The following is a 16,376-nucleotide window of genomic DNA, read 5'->3' on the forward strand; positions in this document are numbered from 1 at the left end:
TCGGCGTCGGCCGCTGTGGGTGTTCGGTCGCCGCTGGGTCATGGCGCTGTGGAGGAGGTTTTTCCCGGTTGGTCGAGGACTTCGAGGATGTGGGTCTTGAGTGCGGAGATGGTGGGGCGGCTCCACAGGATGGTGCGGGGGAGTTCGATGTTCAGGTGGTGTTGGAGGCGGTTGCGGGTTTCGATGGCGAGCAGGGAGTCCACGCCGAGGGAGACCAGGGATGTGTCGGCGTCGATGCGTGCGGTGTCGAGTTGGAGGAGGGCGGCGAGCTCTTCCAGGATTTTGGCCTGGAGCAGACGTTCGTGGTGCTGAGGGGTTTTGGCGTTGCGCAGGTCTTCCAGCCAGTCGCCGGCTCCGGAGGATTGCTGCTGGGTGGGCAGGAGTTGGGTGAAGAAGGGGACGGCGGCGGTTTCGGGGTACGCCTCCAGCCAGCGTGCGAGGTCGAAGTCGATGTAGCCGACGCGGGGGCGGTCGTGGTTGAGGATGTATTCCAAGGCGGCCAGTCCCTCACGTGGGGGGAGCATGGTGTAGCCCCGGGCCCCCATGGCCGCGCCGCGCCCGACTTGCCCCCATGGTCCCCAGTTGATGGTGGTGGCGGGCAGGCCCTGAGCCCGGCGCCAGGTGGTGAATTCGTCCATCCAGGCATTGCTGGCGGCGTAGGCGGCCTGCCCGGGCGAGCCGATCATGGAGGTGAAGGAGGAGAAGGCGACCCACCAGTCCACGGTGGGGGCGGTGGTGGCTTGGTGCAGGTACCAGGTGCCGAGGGATTTGGGACGCCAGACGCGGTCCAGGAGGTTGTGGTCGAGGCGGGCAACGGTGGCGTCCTCGACGACGCCGGCTGCGTGCAGGATTCCTCGCAGTGGGTGTCCGGTGGCCTCGGCGGCCCGGACGAGGCGAGGGGCGGTGTCCGGGTCTGCGAGGTCTCCCAGAATGATGTCGATGTGTGTTCCTGCGGCGCGCAGGGCATCGATGGCGGCGGTGGTGTCCGGTCCTGGTGCGGTGCGTGCGTTGAGGAGGATGGCGCCTGCTTGGTGGTCGGCGAGCCAGTGGCACAGCACCATGCCGAGGCCGCCGAGACCGCCGGTGATCACGTAGCTGCCGTCCGTGCGTACATGGCGTGTTCGGTCGGAGGGCAGGAAGGCGGGAGCGGAACCGGTCTGCGGCCATTGGACGCTGACGCTCATCGGGCCGTGCCGGTCCTTGGAGGCCGGCGAGGCGGCGGGCAGGGGCCATGGGGTGCACGGCCACTTCGGCGGCGGGCTGCTGGACAGGCTCTGGCCGGCCTCGGCCAGCAGGGCGGCGAGGGTTTCGGGCGAGTGTGCGGCCAGGGAGGGCAGGTCGACGCTGCTGATGGTGATGCCCGGCCGGAAGGGCGCGGTGGCCGGGTGGCGGCCGTTTGGGGACGCGTGTTCGGCGAAGTCGACCAGTCGGCCCTGCGGGGCCAGAAGGTCTGCGCTGTTTCGCCATGCGGTACGGGAGAGGTTTCCGGTGACCACTGCCAGTGGGCGGCCGTGTGTGGCCTGGCGTACGTCGGCGGGGAACGCCGGTGAGGTGGGGTCGAGTACGTGGGCGATGTTGAGTGTGCGCAGGTAGGTGCGTTGTTCCGGGCTTGCCGCTGTGGCCAGGACGGTGGCGCGGTGGGCGGCGGCGATGTGCAGCGCGGCCAGGCCGGTGCCTTGGGCGGCATCGTGGACGAGGATGGGTTCGCCCCGCTTCAGGCGGGCCAGGTGGTGCACGGCGTACCAGGCGGTGAGGTAGGGCAGCAGCAGGCTCGCGGTCTGGGCGCACGTCAGTGCGGCGGGGGGCGGCATGCACCAGGTGGCGCGGGTGACCGCATGGCTGGCCGCCGGTCCGGGGGGCAGGATGGCTGCCACGGTGTCGCCGACGCGGACGTTGTGGACATCTTCCGCGGTCACAACGGTGCCCACGCAGGCACGCAGCGGGAGCTGTGCCGGGCCGGGCCGGCCGTTGAAGGCGGGCAGGTCCTGCGGGCTGAGGCTGGTGGCCTGGGCGCGGAGGAGGACTTCGCCGGCGTGCGGCGTGCGGGGCCTGTCGTGGACCAGCTCGGCGGTGGGCGCGGGGCCGGTGGCCGGCACATGCAGGGTTAGCGGGTCGGTGCCGAAGCGGCACGGTATCTGTTTGCGTTCTTCCGGCGTGAAGGGGGCACGGGTGAGGCGGGCGGTGTGGCGGGTGCGGTGGCGCCAGGCGATTTCGTCGGGGCTGCCGGGGGTGGCGGACAGGAGTTCAGCGGCGATGTCCTGCCCGGTGGTCGTGGTGTCGATGTCCACGACGGTGGGCGCGAGCTCGGGGTGCTCATAGGACAGGACGCGTACCAGGCCGCGCAGCCCGGCCTGGTCCAGCGACGGCTGGTCTGCGGGGTCGACGGCCTGTGCCTGGCGGGTGACGACCCACAGCCGCGGCCACGGGTGTCCTGCCGCGGGCGCAGGCAGGTGCTGGACGGTGCTGATCAGCCGCCACAGGCGGTCGCGTGCGAGTGCGGTGACGGCAGCGCCGCGCACCGGGGCGGGAGCGGGAAGCAGGACGACCAGGCCGGTGAGCGGTTCGCCGGCAGGCCGCAAGACGTCCGCCACCGCATCGGCGGGGCGGTCGAGCGGCAGGGCGCGCACCTCGGTGTCGGTGCCCGGAGCGGCCCGCAAAGCTTGGTCGAGCGCATCGGCCAGCGGGTCCCGGCCGCCCTCGGTCAGCAGCAGCCACCGGCTGTGGCGTGTGGGGATGGGCTGGGTGAGCGGGGCGGGGGCCCATTGGTGCTGGTACAGGCGGTCGTCGGCTGCGGTGGCGGTGGGATTGCCGATGAAGCCGAAGCGTACGTGATCTGCTTCGGCCAGCACGGTTCCGGTGTGATCCAGGAGCCGGAACCGGCCGGTGCACGAGCGGGCGTCGGCGGTGCGCAGGCGCACGTGGCACCAGCGGCCGGCGGTGGTGTCGCCGTAGCGGTGCAGCGCGCCGACGCCCAGCAGGAGCAGCCGCCCGGTGTCCATCTGCCCGGTGTGCGTCCACAGTGCGAGCAGTGACTGCATGCAGGCGTCCAGGAGGGCCGGGGGGAAATGGAAGGAGCTGGTCCCCAGGCGCGCCGCATCGGGCAGGTGCACCTCGGCCAGGGCCGCTGTGGTGTCGCCGTCGGCGGTATGGACGGCGCTCAGACCGCTGAAGCCGGGGCCGTAGTCGATGGTGTGCGCGCCGCGCCAGCGGTCGTACAGCTGGGGGACGGAGAGCTGGGTGTCGAAGTGGTCGCGCAGCTGCCGCAGGTCGACGGGCTCGGGGCGGGGGCGGTCGGTGGTGTGCAGGCGGGCGGTGGCGTAGCAGTCCCAGGCGTCGCGTGCGGTGCGCGCGGCCATCGTCCACTGGGCGCGCCGGCCGTCAAGCCGGTCGGCGGTTGCGGCGGTTCGGGTGTCCTCTGCACTCACGGGCAGCGGCAGGTGGAAGGTGAGGTCTTTAACATGCGGCGGCAGCGGGCTGTCGGGAAAGACGTCGGCTGCCGCCGCGAGGGCCATCTCGCCGAAGGCGGCGGCAGGCAGCACAGCCTGGCCGCTGAGCCGGTGGTCGGCGAGCCAGGGGCAGTGTTGGGTGCTCAGACGGCTGTGCCACAGGTGCCGTCCCTCGTCGGCGGGGTCCTCGGTGTGCTCGCCCAGGAGGAGCGAGGCGCTCGGGGGCTGGGCGAGCGCGGACAGCTCCACGCCGTAGTGCTGCCGGTCCCAGCTCGTGGGCGGTACGTCGGCCAGGTGTCCGCCGGAATGCCATCGGGCCCAGTCCACCGGATAACCGGCACAATGCGCGGCGGCCAGGTAGGTCGCGATCGTCAGCGGTTCGTCCTTGTCGCGGCGCAGTGTCGGCAGTGCGGTGGCGTCGGTGATGCCCTCGGCTGTCAGCGTGCTGGTGATGGCGCGGGCCACCAGGGGGTGCGGGCTGATTTCGATGAACAGCCGGTGTCCGTCGGCGGCAGCCGCGCTGACGGCCGGCGCGAACCGCACTGCCTGGCGTTGGTTGGCCACCCAGTAGTCGGCGTCGAAGCCCGCTTGCGCGCGGGGGTCGGCGAGCACCGAGGAGTAGTGCCCCACGACCGGGGTCTTCGGGTGCAGCCCCTCCAGCGTACGGCGCAGGTCGTCGAGGACCGGGTCCATCTGCGGGGAGTGGGAGGCGACGTCCACCGCGATCGGGGCGGCGGTGACGCCCTGTGCGTCCCAGGTGTGCAGCAAGGTCTCGACCTGCTCGGCGTCGCCGGAGACCACGGTGCTGTGCGGGGAGGTCCAGACCGCCACAGCGACCTTGTCGGCTCCGGCACGGTCGAGTTCTTCCTGGACGCGCTCCCGGTCGAGCTGAACGGAGACCATCGCGCCGTGGCCGCGGGTGCGCGCCAGCAGCCGGGCCCGTCGGCAGATCACCTGCACGCCCTCTTCCAGGCTCAGCCCGCCGGCAACGACAGCAGCCGCGGCCTCCCCCATCGAGTGTCCGATCACGGCGGCGGGCTCGACCCCCCGGGCACGCCACACGGCGGTCAGCGCGATCTGGCAGGCGAACAGCACCGGCTGCACCCGCTCGACCCCGCTCACCACCTGCGACGCGCGCAGTGCATCATGAACCGAAAAGCCGCCCTCCCGCTGGATCAAGGGCTCCAGTTCCTGCATCGCCGCCGTGAAATGCGGATCATGGCCCAGGAGTTGCCGGGTCATCCCGGCCCACTGCGAGCCCTGCCCCGAGTAGACGAACACGGCATCACCGGTGCCGCCACGGGCCGATCCGGCCACCAGGCCCGGCTCATCCGGCGCGGCGCCGGCGGCATAGGCCCGCAGCCGCTCCACCAGTTCGCCGCGCCCGCGGGCGACGACCGCCAGCCGCGAACGCGCGTGTGAGCGCCGCAGGGACAAGGTGTGGGCCACATCAGGTAGCGCCACCCTGGCCCCGTCGGCCTCCAGCCAGTGCGCCAGCCGCTGCGCGCCCAGACGCAAAGACCGCTCCGAGCTGCCGCTGAGCAGGTACGTCGGCAGGTACTCCGCGCCGGTGTCCGGCCGCTGCCCGGTGCCGGCCGGCGCAGGGCGCGCCGGCCGCGGTTCGGGGGCCTGCTCCACGATCATGTGTGCGTTGGTGCCCCCGATCCCGTAGGACGAGACGGCAGCGCGCCGCGGCACCCCCTCCACCGGCCAGGGAGTGGTCGACGTCGGGGCGAACAGCCGGCAGCCGCTTGCGTCGATCTGCGGGCTCCACCCGCAAAAGTGCAGAGTGGCGGGCACCCTGCCCCGTTGCAGACTCACGATCGTCTTCAGCAGCCCCAGGATGCCGGAGGCCGGTTCGCTGTGGCCGATGTTGCTCTTCAAGGATCCCACCGCGCACCGTCCCCGCCCCTGGCCGTAGACGGCTTTCATGGCGGAGAACTCGATCGGGTCCCCCACTGGCGTGCCGGTGCCGTGGGCTTCGACCATGCCCACCTCTGCGGCCTTCACCCCCGCCTGCGCCAGCGCCTGCTCGAACACCTGCTGCTGTGCGGCGCCCGACGGGGCGGTCAGCCGCGTGGAGCGGCCGTCCTGGTTGACCGCTGAGCCCCGCAGCACAGCCCGGATCCGGTCCCCGTCGGTGACGGCCTGTGCCAGGCGCTTGAGTACCAGGGCGGCGCACCCCTCGGCCCGCACATAACCGTCCGCGCTCGCGGAGAACGAGCGGCTGCGCCCGGTGGGCGAGAACGTGTCCCATTGGGCGGGAGCGACCCACGCCTCCGGGCTGAGCAGTAGGGAGATCCCCGAGGCCAAGGCGGTATCGCACTCGCCCGAGCGCAGGCTCTGGCAGGCCAGGTGGACGGCCACCAGTGAGGAGGAGCAGGCGGTGTCCACCGCCATGCACGGACCGTGCAGGTCCATCAGGAACGCCAGCCGTCCCACGCCCATGCCGTGCATGGAGCCCATGCTCCAGTAGGCGGGCGTCTGCGCCGGGGCGCGGTGTCCTCGCACGAGGTGGTCCACGGTGTAGATGCCGGTGAACACACCGGTCGGGGTGCCCCGCAGAGTATCCACCGGGATGCCCGCGTGTTCACATGCCTCCCACGCCACCTCGACCAGCATCCGGTGCTGTGGGTCGACCCACGACGCTTCCTGGGGCCCCAAGGCGAAGAAGGCGGCGTCGAACCCGACGACGTCTTCTTCAAGAAAACCTCCGCAGCGGGCCCGTTCGGCAACGGCCCCGGGCAAGTCCGCGTTCACCGCGTCCGCGTCCCACCGGTCAGCGGGAATGCTTTTGATCGCATCACGCCGCTCGTCCAGCAACCGCCACAAACCGTCCAGCGAATCAACCCCGCCCGGTACGCGGCACGCTGCCCCGACAACGGCGACCGGCTCCACAACACCTTCTGCACAGCGAGCGCGAGAGAACATCCTGCCCATCGACCCTTACTGCTTCGAACAATCCCGTACGTTTTCCGGGCGGCACTGCGACGCCGTCGCCTGAAGCCCGCATCCGGCGCCGCAGCACGCCCTATCGCTTAGCCCGGGCTCTCCGTCATCCGGCGAGCACACATCGGCCAAGGTTCCGCAACTCAGCGAGCCTCAGGCTTCGCCACGCCCTTCTGCACTGCCTTCCAGGCTCCACCACCGGTGCTTGATCGGCCCCTCGGGTACGAGTTCCACCCTGGCGCCGAATGCGTGAGCATTGAGCGCGGCGAACTTCGGGGACTGGCTTTGCACGATGAAGGTGCCATACCAGATCTGCGCACCGGGGCTGCCGTGCCGGAAGGAGCCAAGGCCACGGAACAGGGCGTGATCTTCCGTGCTGCTCGTGGAGCGCAGATAGCCCTGCGCAGTGCCGATCTCGGACCCGTCGGGGAGAATCTCTGCCTGATGGGTCAATTCGATGATCGCCGACTCGCCTGCTATCTGCCCTTCACCCGATGCCAAGAGCTCGTACTCGGCCTTACCGGGCACGCTGATCCGCTGAGCCTTCACCTGGAGCTCGAAGGTGGCGGCGGGACCTTCAGTCACGGAGAACCTCCTTTTGCTGTCCGGGTGTCCCCGCCACTGTCCACCGCAACCACACCCGGTGCAGCGGGAAAACAAGCCTTCACACTCCAGCGGGACAAACAGTTGAACCCTCCACCGCCCCTACCTGGCACATCGCGACCAGACCACCCACAAAGCGCCACAGCGACCGCCCCGCGTGGCATTTTGAGGAAAACGTGAAAGATGCGCGCCGCGCAACGCAACAGCAATCCGCACAGAACCGGGCAACCAGAAAGCTCCGGGCCGTCCCGGAGAATCACGGAGATACGTCACACGAACGGAAACGGTACCTGTGCTCATCGAGAGACAGCAGGTTTTCCAGTAAATAGCTGATCCGCCATAGGGCTCGGCTCAAAAGGGGATGACAGAAACGGACCGAGTGCCGTAACCGCCCCGGGCCGCGTCGCTCCCGTGCGGTCCCCGCAGCGGCCACCACCTGGACGAGACACCTCCGAACGGAACACTGGCCGGGAGACCAGCCGAGGGCTCCGCCTAGGTCGTCTTGAGTGGTGATCAAGGCAAGACCTAGGCGGAGCCCTCGGCTGTAGCCTGTCTGCCGCTAGCTGGCACACATGTACGCATTAAGGAGTAGTGATGTTCGACCTCATCGTCATCGCGCGCGTTCCCAAGGCCGAAGACATCACTCCGGTCGCTGACGCCCTGGCCCGCATGCGCCCGCTGTGCCTTGCCGAGGACGGCTGTGTCAGTTGGGAGGCGTACCACTCGCACGAGGATCCGGCCCGGTTCGTCCTAGTCGAGCGCTGGGCGACTCGGGACCACTGGGAGACCCACGATGCCGGCGAAGCCATCCAGAAGATCTATTTGCCCGAGATCATGCCGCGCATCGAGCGTGAGGTGCACCCGAGCGCTCCGGTACGGCTCTGAAGCCAGGTTCTCCTTGCGTAGCGATGAAGATGTTGGACGACCCTTCGGTTGATCGTTCGATGACTGGTAGACGCATGGCATGACGCGTAGACACCTCACGAACGCCGAGCGGGGGTTGATCGATCCGTTCCTGCCGGCAGGCAGGTCTGGCCCGTATCCGGGTCATCTGCGGGAGCAGTTCGAGGGAATGGTCTGGAAGTTCCGCTCGGGTGCCCAGTGGTGGGAAATGCCGCCGGAGTTCGGGGTGGGGAACCCGGGCAGCTCCAGCCCGGCCTCCACCACCTTCTCCAGCGCAATGTTGATCAGGGCCGCCGGGCGGTGCTTCGCCGCCTCCTTACGGATGACCGCCTCAGCGATCCGCTGGGCCTCCGCCAAACCCACGCCCATCCGCCGGCGCACCTCCGTACGCTGCCGCTCGGCCGTCTGGTCCGTCCCCCGCGACGGCTCGGTGCCCTCCGGGAACTCGACCGCATCGCCACGGCCAGGATCTCGCCGTTGTCGATGCGCAGAGCGACCAGCGCCGCGTCCTTGCTGCCGGCTTTCGCGGCCAGGCCTTGCAGGATGGTTTCGTAGGCGCCCCGGCTCTACTGGCGCCGGACGGCGGCGGCCCGCTAGACCGTCGAGGCCGGGCTACCCGCAGCCCAGATGCGCAAGGTCCATCTGGACTCCGATGGCAAGCACGGAGCCAGAACCATCACCGCCGATCTGCAATCAGGATGAACGGATCAATGTCAACACCTGCCTGGACAGCGACAGCGGATGCAGCTCGGCTCGACTACACCACGGGCCACCGTCCGGGCGAAACGGGAGCGGCCAATTCTCGTTAGAGGTACATGCCTCCGATCAGGAAGATCTCTGCACTCGCACTCGCAGCCGCAGGGGCGTCCCTCGTCTCAACGCCCGCCAGCGCAACCACGGTCATTGGCTTCGGAAACGGCGCGAGCAACAATGCCTGCGCCAACAGCGGCACGGCAAGCCGAACCCACGGCGCGACCACTCAGGCGCAAGGAATCGGCACAGCGCTCACCGCGGCACTCCCTGCCAGCGCTCCCGCCAACCAGTGCGGGAACCTCGGACTCCAGTCCGTGAAGGGATCTTCCTCCCGTGTACTTTACAAAGTCAGCGGCGGCGTGGACGACATGGGATGACGTGGAGTGGGCGAGCCCTTTCCAACCTGGCGGCTGGGCACGGCACAGACAGTTGGGCTGACAGACAGATGAAGCCCCTGATAGACCATCTCCACCAAAGGCTTCGTGTGCTTGTCCACCCGTCCGGCGTCGACGTGTCCAGCTCTGCCCTTCGCTTCCTGTCCGCCAAGCTCCGCCAGCACCGCCGGGAGCTCGGCACCCGGTGGCGGCGTCTGAGCCCGGGCCGGCAGGCTCTGCTCACCCTCGCCCACCTTCGCAACGGCCACCGGTACGCCCAGCTCGCAGCCGCCCGGTGACGTCGTCGCCCAGCGGGTGCGCGGCGCTCGGCCAGCCGGTTCATCCAGGGCGCGGCCGTGGTCATCTCGGTCCAGGCGGTGGGCGGCGGACTGCTGTCGGCGGCCAGCAGCCGATGGCCTGACCCCGACCTCACCCTTGCCGTCGGCCTCCTCTGCGCTCGGACCGTACGAGCACCGGCGGCGCGGCAGTCGGCCCCCGCGTCCCCCGCCCCCACGGGAGGAACAGGGCCAGCGCGGCCAGGACCTGCCCCAGGCCGGGAAGGATGTGCTGTAAGTCCTCGGGCCGCGCCTTCGCCACCACCGCCCGCGCGACGATGGCGACGACGGTGAGCAGCACGACGATGACCGCGAGCGCGGCAAGCAGAACGTAGGCGGGGACGACAGAAACAAGATCTGTCACGGGGACCTCCGGAAATAGGGAAAGCCCCGGCGGCTGCCGGGGCTCTCGGACACAGGACAAGCAGGGCTGCTGGGCGGGCAAACAAAGAGACCTGCCCCCGGAGAAGCCGGGCGCGGGTGGGCCTTCAAGCGGTGGAGCCAGCGAGGGCTTTCGGTGGAGCCATCAACCTCGCCTTGGTGCTTGCACCGTCGTGAGGGAGCGCGGGCTCCACCTCGATCCGTCGGTACCTCTGTATGCGGCTGTGGGTGCCGGACGTTGCACCCGCCCGCTCGGCTCGCGCCCGGCGCAGGGCAGCGGCATGGGAGGCGTCGGCCACCCGCCGCCGCTCGGCACGCGCGTCCTCGAAGGGAGTCAGGCCGCCGTCCGGGGCCGGCTCGGGAGCCGATCAGGCGTAGCGGCGTCGCGTACGCGGGCGAGTCCGGGCGCAGGTCCAGCTGTCCGGCCCCCGGATGGAACGCGACAGCCGGGAAGTGGTGGGGCAGCGGTGGAGCGACGGCTCACGAGCTGCGCGGTGGCGCACCAGGCGCGTGGACTTCCCACGCCGGAATCTGTGCGGCATGTGCGTACCGCAGGTCGGCAGCGAGGCGGCGGGCCGAGGCCGGGTCGGCTGGGACGAGGGCGAGGATCATGTCGGCGCCCAGGTTGATCATCTGTCGGTTCAGGCGTCGCCCGGCGGTCCGGCAGAACGTCGTCCGGTCTGCCCGCTGCACGCGGTGTTCCGGGTCGTCAGCGGGGCAGTCGGGTCCGCAGGTATCCCAGTCGGGAGCATGTCCTTCGGCGTTGAGCCCGGCGAACCGTGCCCAGACAGCCACCTGAGCACCGAAGGCGCAGTCCAATGCATGCACGAACACGGAGGAGGTCATGGTGCCGTATAGCTGAGTGACATCGTGCCAGACGGCCTCCAACGACGCGGTCAGCAGTCCGTGGTGCGGCCAGTGTGCCGGCCCGAGGACCAGGAGACGAAGGGGAGCGGCCGCCGAGACGATCCCCGCTACAGCCAGCTCGGGATACGCCGCGTTCAGGCGCGCCGTCACCGGCCGGCCGAGCAGCTGCATCTGGATCGACCAAGCCCGTGTCAGGCACCGCACGTGCAGCCGCCTGCCGGCATCGAGCCGGACGGGCTGCACCCAGTAGGCCACGTCTTCGCCGACAACCTCACGCCACCAGACGTCCAGCTCGGACGGTTCCTGGGGAATCTGGTTCATCACGCCACCTCTCCGGCCAGCTCCTGAGCACGGTGGCGGGCGAGACCTCGCGGGACAGCAGGGCTTGCCGGCCGCACGGTACGTCTCCGTCCCGTCCCGAGCAACCACCCATTTGATCCGAGGCAGTGGAGCATGCGGGAGTGGGGGCGGCGGACTTCTCGCAGCAGAGCTCAGCGGCCTCTCGCAGTTGCTCCAGCCACGTCGCCAGCAGGTACTCGGCCGTGCGCTCCCTGGCCGCGTCGGCGGCCTTTGTCGCCGACGCGACGGCGTCCGCGCCGTTCGGGTTGTGCCGGTACCAGCGGCGCCCCTGCTCGCTCTTGTACGCCTGCCGAGCCTCCGCCTTGGCTTCCTCAGTGCGGCCCAGCCACGCGAGGGCAGTGCTGCGGTACTCCGGCAGGGCCTGCTCCACGAGTTCCAGGAGCTGCTGGCGAGCGGCCTCGATGTCGTGCCCAGTGTCGCGCGGACCTGACCGGTGATGGCGGCGACGTCGTCCGGGTCGGTCAGGTCGGCGGCCCAGGCGGCCGCGACCAGCCCGGCCTCCGCGATCGCTGACTCGGTCTGGCGTCGGTAGCAGCCCGGCCGCCCGCTGCTGTCCGCAGTCCTCTCGCGCCGACGCCTGCCGGACGCATCGGCGGCGGCCGCGGCCTGACGCTCGCGTTCCTGTGTCTATCCGCGATGGTGCCCGGGCCCATCAATCGCGGCCACCGCATCAGGGAGCCGTTCTACCTCATCTTCGGCACGGCAGCCCGAAGGGCCTGCTGGCGATGAAGGGCGCCATGTGCGGGAACGCCCGCCTATGTGCGACAGTCTGCGGCTCAGCCGCCGGGCAGGGGCTCGGGGTAGCGTTTGAGGACCTGGGCGGGGTGCTCCTCGTCGGTGGGCCAGAGCACCACGTGGTAGCGGTCTTCGCCCTCCAGCCCGTCCTCGGAGACGGTGCGCAGACCGTGGGAGTAGATCCGCACGGCGTAGGTCCCGGGGGCGAGGGAGATGCGGGGCAGTTCATCATCGAAGTCCTGCATGGAGATCAGCAGGCGTCCGGAGGGAAGGGTGAGGCCGGCCTCGGTGACGTGGTCGGCCTGCTGCCGTTCCGCGTCGTCGGCCGGAGGCGTGCGGCGCACATCGACGGTGACGGGGACGTCGAAGGGGCGGGCGGCGCCGATGCCGATGATGCCGGGAGCGGTGTTGATCCAGTTCGCCGCCAGTGTTGCGAACCAGACGGGTTCGGGTTCGCCCAGGCGCGCCTGATCGTCCTGGATCAAAAGTGTGGAGTAGTCGGCGAAGGCTTCGAGTTCGTGGTGGGAGAGCAGGTCGGGGTCGCTCGGGGGCGGGGTGGGCGTCATGTGGAAGTCGGCTCCGTCGGGCAGGGCGTGCAGGGTCTGGGCGAGGGGGCCGCGGATGCGCATGCACTGCGCGGCATCCTTGACGGCGAGGTTGTCATCCTCGTAGGTACCGCCGAGGGTGAACAGGCGCCAGGGGATCAGGCGCTGGTCGTGTGCGAGGGCGCCATGGCGGTCCTGCCAGCTGGTGGCGAAGGCGCGGGCGCCGCGCACGTCGGGGTCGGCCAGCAGCCACAGGGCCCAGTCTTCCAGGCTGTCGCCGAGGACGGTGCGCTCGGCGGTTTCCGGGTCGAAGCGCACCACGCGTGCCTCGGTGTCGAGGGCGAACTGGACGCCGAAGAGGTCCTGGGCGAAACACAGCAGACCGTCGGCCAGGCCCTCGTAGGTGTGCTTCCAAGTCTGTGGATCGTTCCAAGTCTGAAGGTCCGGGCCCAGGCCCTGGGCGCCGGCACGGAAGACCTGCAGGCCGGCGTTGAAGGCGGTGAGGCCATTGTGGCGGCTCAAGAGCGCGGCCAGCTCGCCGTAGGGACCGTCGCAGCGGTTTAGTTCCAGGGTGACCGGCGGTCCCAGGGGGTAGCGGGCGCGAGCGGTCAGCGCGGCGAGGTAGTGAGGTGCGCGGGGGTCGGAGGGCGTGGTCATCCGGTCACCATCGTCACGTGCTCGCCGTTGCCGAGACCCTTGATCTGGTTCTTCATCGAGTTGCCGGCCCCGCGGTTGTCGCTGTCCGTCACGTACTTGACCGAGGCGCCGAGGCCGCCCTCTGAGAACACCGCCGGCGGGTACTCGTCCCGGTCCAGGTTTTCAGCGCCGCGCGTAGGGATGCCGCGCAGGGAGGCCCGGCGGTTGGCGCTGGCGCCGCCGCGGTCGATCGTCAAGTCCGCCGGCTGGTGCTGCTCACGCCGCTCATCGCCGCGCCAGGAGAGCCCGGACTGGGCCTCTTCAACGTGCTGAGCGGTCTCGGGGTACTTCACCTTGTCGATGATGACGTAGTGCCCGTGCCCGCCGAGGTCACGGCCACCGCCGCCGCCACCATGGCGGCCGCCGTCCTCGACGTCGTCCGCCGTGCGGTCCGCCGCGTCTTCGACGTCCTGGCCCGCCTCGTCCGTGCGGTGTTCGATGTCCTCGCCGGTGTCTTCGGTGGAGGTCTCCACGTCGTCGCGCAGGCCTTCCAGGTCCCGTGAGCCGTCGCGGAAGCCCAGGTGCGACAGGACGGATGCGCCGGCGTGCAGCGCTCCTCCGGCGACCTTCCCGGCGCCCTTGAGCTCCTCGCCGAGTAGGGTGCCGGCACCGTCCAGCGCCAGGTGTGCGAGGTCTCCCGCTCCGCGCAGCGCGGCGCCTGCCCCGTGGCGGGCCTTGTCCGCGACCGAGTCCAGCCCGGTCTCCACCGCGTCGGTGAACTTGTCCCACAGTGAGGGTTGTGGCGGCGCTGCCTCCTGCGCCTTGATGACGGCTGCGGCGCTGCGGCTGCCCTGTGCCTGGACCTGGCCGCGGGCCTGGTCCAGCAGGGACCGGGCCCGCTGGCGGGTGGCCTCTCCTGGGTCGGAGAACGGGGCCAGAGCAGCAGCTCCGCCGAAACCATTCTCCTGCTGGGCCTGCCGGGCGGCCCGACCGTAGGCCGCCCGTGCTTGCTGCGTCTGCTGCTCGCCCTGCTCCCACACCGAGATGGCTTGGCGCGCCTGCTCCTGCGCCCAGGACAGGGTACGGATGTAGGAGGTCAGGGCCTGCGCCGCGTCATGGAAGGCGTCGCCGCAGGTGGTCCAGCGCTTGGGTTCCTCGTCGTAGAAACTGTGGAAGGCGTCCGCCGCCTTCCCCGTCCAGCCGCTGTGGTCCAGGTCGCGCAGTCCGGAGCCGACCCGTGACAGTGTCTGCCCGAACTGGGTCAGGAGGTCGGCCGTGGCCTGCACCGCCGTCGCGTCACCCGGCACCAGGTCCTTCGGGTTCCGGCTCTCCCCCAGTTCAGCCACGCTCGCCCCCGCCGGCGGGCGGGGCGATCCGGGCCAGGGAGGCGGCAACGTGCTGGTCGACCTCCAGGTAGGCGCCCGGGGTGTCGATCAGCCTGCGTGAGAGCCCCTGGCCGTCCTTCGTCAGGTTCTTCACCCCCACCTGCCACCGGTCGCAAAACCCGGCCAGCGCCGCACCCAGGCCGTCATGCCCCACGGCGTCCGCGTCGCAGTCGATGTCCTCCACGCGGTGACCTGCCAGCAGCGTCATCAGGTCCGCCGCTCCCAGCCCCGCATTCTTGAGCGCCTCTACGTCCACAGAGAACGGCTCCGCCCCCACCTGTTCCTGCTCCCCCTCGACTCGACTGCTGTGTACACCAAGACGCAGAAACACCACTGCCCAGTTGCAACAACCACGGTAGAAGCCGGGCCCATCACCCGGCCAACGACAATCCTCCAGCCCGTTGACAGCACGGGCCCGCGAACGCACCGACCAGCCGTCCGCATGGACACCTTCCTCACCAGCCAGTCGTTCCGCGTTGGGCGGTTGTGCCTCTGCCAGTTGCGGTGAGTCGTACGCACGGATGCGGCACGGTTGCCAAGTTCGTAGGGCGGTCCAGCGGGCTGCTGTCCTGGCCTGCGCAGCGGACTCATGCCGGGCGTCGGTCGCTGGCTCGCGTGCTCGCCGTACGGGCGAAGGTGAGACCGAGCCGGACGTCCACCAAGTCCTCCCCGCTCGGCCCCTCCCCGCCGGCTCAGGTACCCGTCCGGGCACACCGGCAGGGGCGGAGGCCGTCCACCTCGACCGGTTTTCAGCGCCTTCCCCAGGGTCACTACTGCTACCAAGGGGAGGCCTGTGCCCGTACGGGTCGGGGAGGGGAAGCTTGTGAACTTCTCGTTCGAGTGTGGGTGGTGTGGCGAAGACTGTGTCGTGTACGGCGAGCCCACTGGTTTCTGGCGGGAGCTGTACCGGGTTCCGGACGAGTGGCACTGCTGGTCCTGCGATGGGCTGAACTACACGCACGACCCGCCGTGGACACCAGCAGAGTAATCGACGCCGGCCCGGTTCTCAGACGGGCCCCCCATGCCCACAACCTCGCACGCGTACGCCACCGGCGCAGATGAGCTGTTGCCCGACCGAGGTACTGCGCGGTCCTTTCAGATCCTGGGCGAGCTGGCCCAGCGCTCAGCCGAAGATGAGCTCGACGTCTTTGTCCAGGCAGAACCGCATCACAGTAACGAGTCGCCGGGTGTCGTCGATGCGGCGTTGGAGGACGGAATCGCTGCCACCGGGCTGGTGCTCGTCGATGATGGCTTCCAGCCGGGGCAGCATGGCGGCGCACTGCGCGGGCGTGAGGTCGGGCCCGTCGTTGTCCGGGTGGTCGAGCAGCGGTGTCAGCGTGGTGGAGACGCTGGTCCAGGGACGGATTCCGCCGAAGCCGTCCATCTCGGCAAGGGTGAAACCCTCGGCTTGGGCCAGCCACTTCCTGAACACGCTGAACCCGGTGTAAGACCAGGAAATGTCCGGGCTCGTCACGTCGTCATTGCCGGGGAAGAGCACGAGCCCCATCCCGTCCTCCTTGCCTGGTCGCGCTCTAGTGGGAAGTCGTGCCGGAAGCTGAAATGATCCGCCTGATCGCGTCATTGGTGCTGCACACGGAGGCGTGCGTACGAGGCCTACTGGATACGTACGTGCCTCGGCCGGCAACAAGGCCGCCGCGGCCAACGGCGGTGTGCTGAGCGTCTCCCAGTGACCGCCAGGCTGCGGACCACATGGGCCGGTGGTCACACGCGCCAGGTGCGGATGCGGTCGGCCGCGTCGTAGCCGTCGGCATGGCCAGCCTCGATGTCCCGGGCGAGGTCGATCAGCGCGCCGTACGGAGGATCGATGCCCTCCCCCGCGGCGTCCATGTACGCCACGGCGACCGCGGCCCCGTACAGGGCGTTGCGGGCCGGCAGCGGACGCAGCCGGATGACAGCGTGCATCAAGGCGGCCGCGCGCCAGGCACTGTCGGCGGCGACACCGATCTGCGGGGTGTTGACGCGGTGGCGGGCAACCGCGGCCACCAGGCCGTCTCGTTAACTGAACTAGTTTAGTTCTTTCTGCAGGTCAGGTGACGCTTCGGGGATCTGGGCGTTACACGGTCCGTGAGTGAATCAGAGACGC

General features: G+C 69.9%; 10 protein-coding genes and 2 pseudogenes. 2 read left to right on the forward strand and 10 right to left on the reverse strand.

Annotated elements, in window-relative coordinates; all coding sequences use genetic code 11:
- Positions 1-38: 38 nt before the first annotated feature.
- Positions 39-6,386, reverse strand: coding sequence for an SDR family NAD(P)-dependent oxidoreductase (locus ACH4FX_RS40575; RefSeq protein WP_398486635.1), 6,348 nt, complete (start codon positions 6,384-6,386; stop codon positions 39-41).
- 162 nt (positions 6,387-6,548) lie between these two features.
- Entirely contained in the window at positions 6,549-6,980 is a 432-nt protein-coding gene (locus ACH4FX_RS40580) for a hypothetical protein (protein WP_398486637.1), read from the reverse strand.
- Positions 6,981-7,592: 612 nt separating this feature from the next.
- On the opposite strand from ACH4FX_RS40580, the gene ACH4FX_RS40585 reads away from it, so the two are divergent.
- Positions 7,593-7,883, forward strand: a complete 291-nt coding sequence (locus tag ACH4FX_RS40585) for a putative quinol monooxygenase (RefSeq protein WP_398486638.1) — start codon at positions 7,593-7,595, stop codon at positions 7,881-7,883.
- 162 nt (positions 7,884-8,045) lie between these two features.
- Here ACH4FX_RS40585 and ACH4FX_RS40590 read toward each other — a convergent pair whose 3' ends face one another.
- Positions 8,046-8,270, reverse strand: coding sequence for a hypothetical protein (locus ACH4FX_RS40590; RefSeq protein ID WP_398486639.1), 225 nt, complete (start codon positions 8,268-8,270; stop codon positions 8,046-8,048).
- An 868-nt stretch (positions 8,271-9,138) separates the two neighbouring features.
- Between ACH4FX_RS40590 and ACH4FX_RS40595 the strand changes: the two are divergent.
- Positions 9,139-9,318 (forward strand): annotated as a pseudogene (locus ACH4FX_RS40595) (IS5/IS1182 family transposase); the annotation flags it as partial.
- A gap of 139 nt (positions 9,319-9,457) precedes the next feature.
- Here ACH4FX_RS40595 and ACH4FX_RS40600 read toward each other — a convergent pair.
- The 7 genes and pseudogenes from ACH4FX_RS40600 to ACH4FX_RS40630 all read right to left on the reverse strand — a co-directional run.
- The gene (locus ACH4FX_RS40600; RefSeq protein ID WP_398486640.1) at positions 9,458-9,727 is read right to left on the reverse strand and encodes a hypothetical protein; all 270 of its coding nucleotides are present in this window, start codon (positions 9,725-9,727) and stop codon (positions 9,458-9,460) included.
- A gap of 497 nt (positions 9,728-10,224) precedes the next feature.
- Positions 10,225-10,932, reverse strand: coding sequence for a DciA family protein (locus tag ACH4FX_RS40605; RefSeq protein WP_398486641.1), 708 nt, complete (start codon positions 10,930-10,932; stop codon positions 10,225-10,227).
- An 815-nt stretch (positions 10,933-11,747) separates the two neighbouring features.
- Complete coding sequence (locus tag ACH4FX_RS40610; RefSeq protein WP_398486642.1) at positions 11,748-12,908, reverse strand: SMI1/KNR4 family protein; 1,161 nt, start codon at positions 12,906-12,908, stop codon at positions 11,748-11,750.
- On the reverse strand, positions 12,905-14,233 hold the full coding sequence (locus ACH4FX_RS40615) for a putative T7SS-secreted protein (RefSeq protein ID WP_398486644.1): 1,329 nt from the start codon (positions 14,231-14,233) through the stop codon (positions 12,905-12,907). The genes ACH4FX_RS40610 and ACH4FX_RS40615 overlap by 4 nt, the downstream gene beginning before the upstream one ends.
- Positions 14,226-14,528: a hypothetical protein gene (locus tag ACH4FX_RS40620; protein ID WP_398486646.1), complete on the reverse strand. Its 303-nt coding sequence runs from the start codon at positions 14,526-14,528 to the stop codon at positions 14,226-14,228. The genes ACH4FX_RS40615 and ACH4FX_RS40620 overlap by 8 nt, the downstream gene beginning before the upstream one ends.
- Positions 14,529-15,395: 867 nt before the next feature.
- The gene (locus tag ACH4FX_RS40625) at positions 15,396-15,779 is read right to left on the reverse strand and encodes a hypothetical protein (protein WP_398486648.1); all 384 of its coding nucleotides are present in this window, start codon (positions 15,777-15,779) and stop codon (positions 15,396-15,398) included.
- Positions 15,780-15,994: 215 nt separating this feature from the next.
- Positions 15,995-16,279 (reverse strand): annotated as a pseudogene (locus ACH4FX_RS40630) (toxin Doc); the annotation flags it as partial.
- Between the last annotated feature and the right edge of the window lie 97 nt (positions 16,280-16,376).

Source organism: Streptomyces sp. NPDC018019 (assembly GCF_044327805.1).
Classification (GTDB): domain Bacteria; phylum Actinomycetota; class Actinomycetes; order Streptomycetales; family Streptomycetaceae; genus Streptomyces.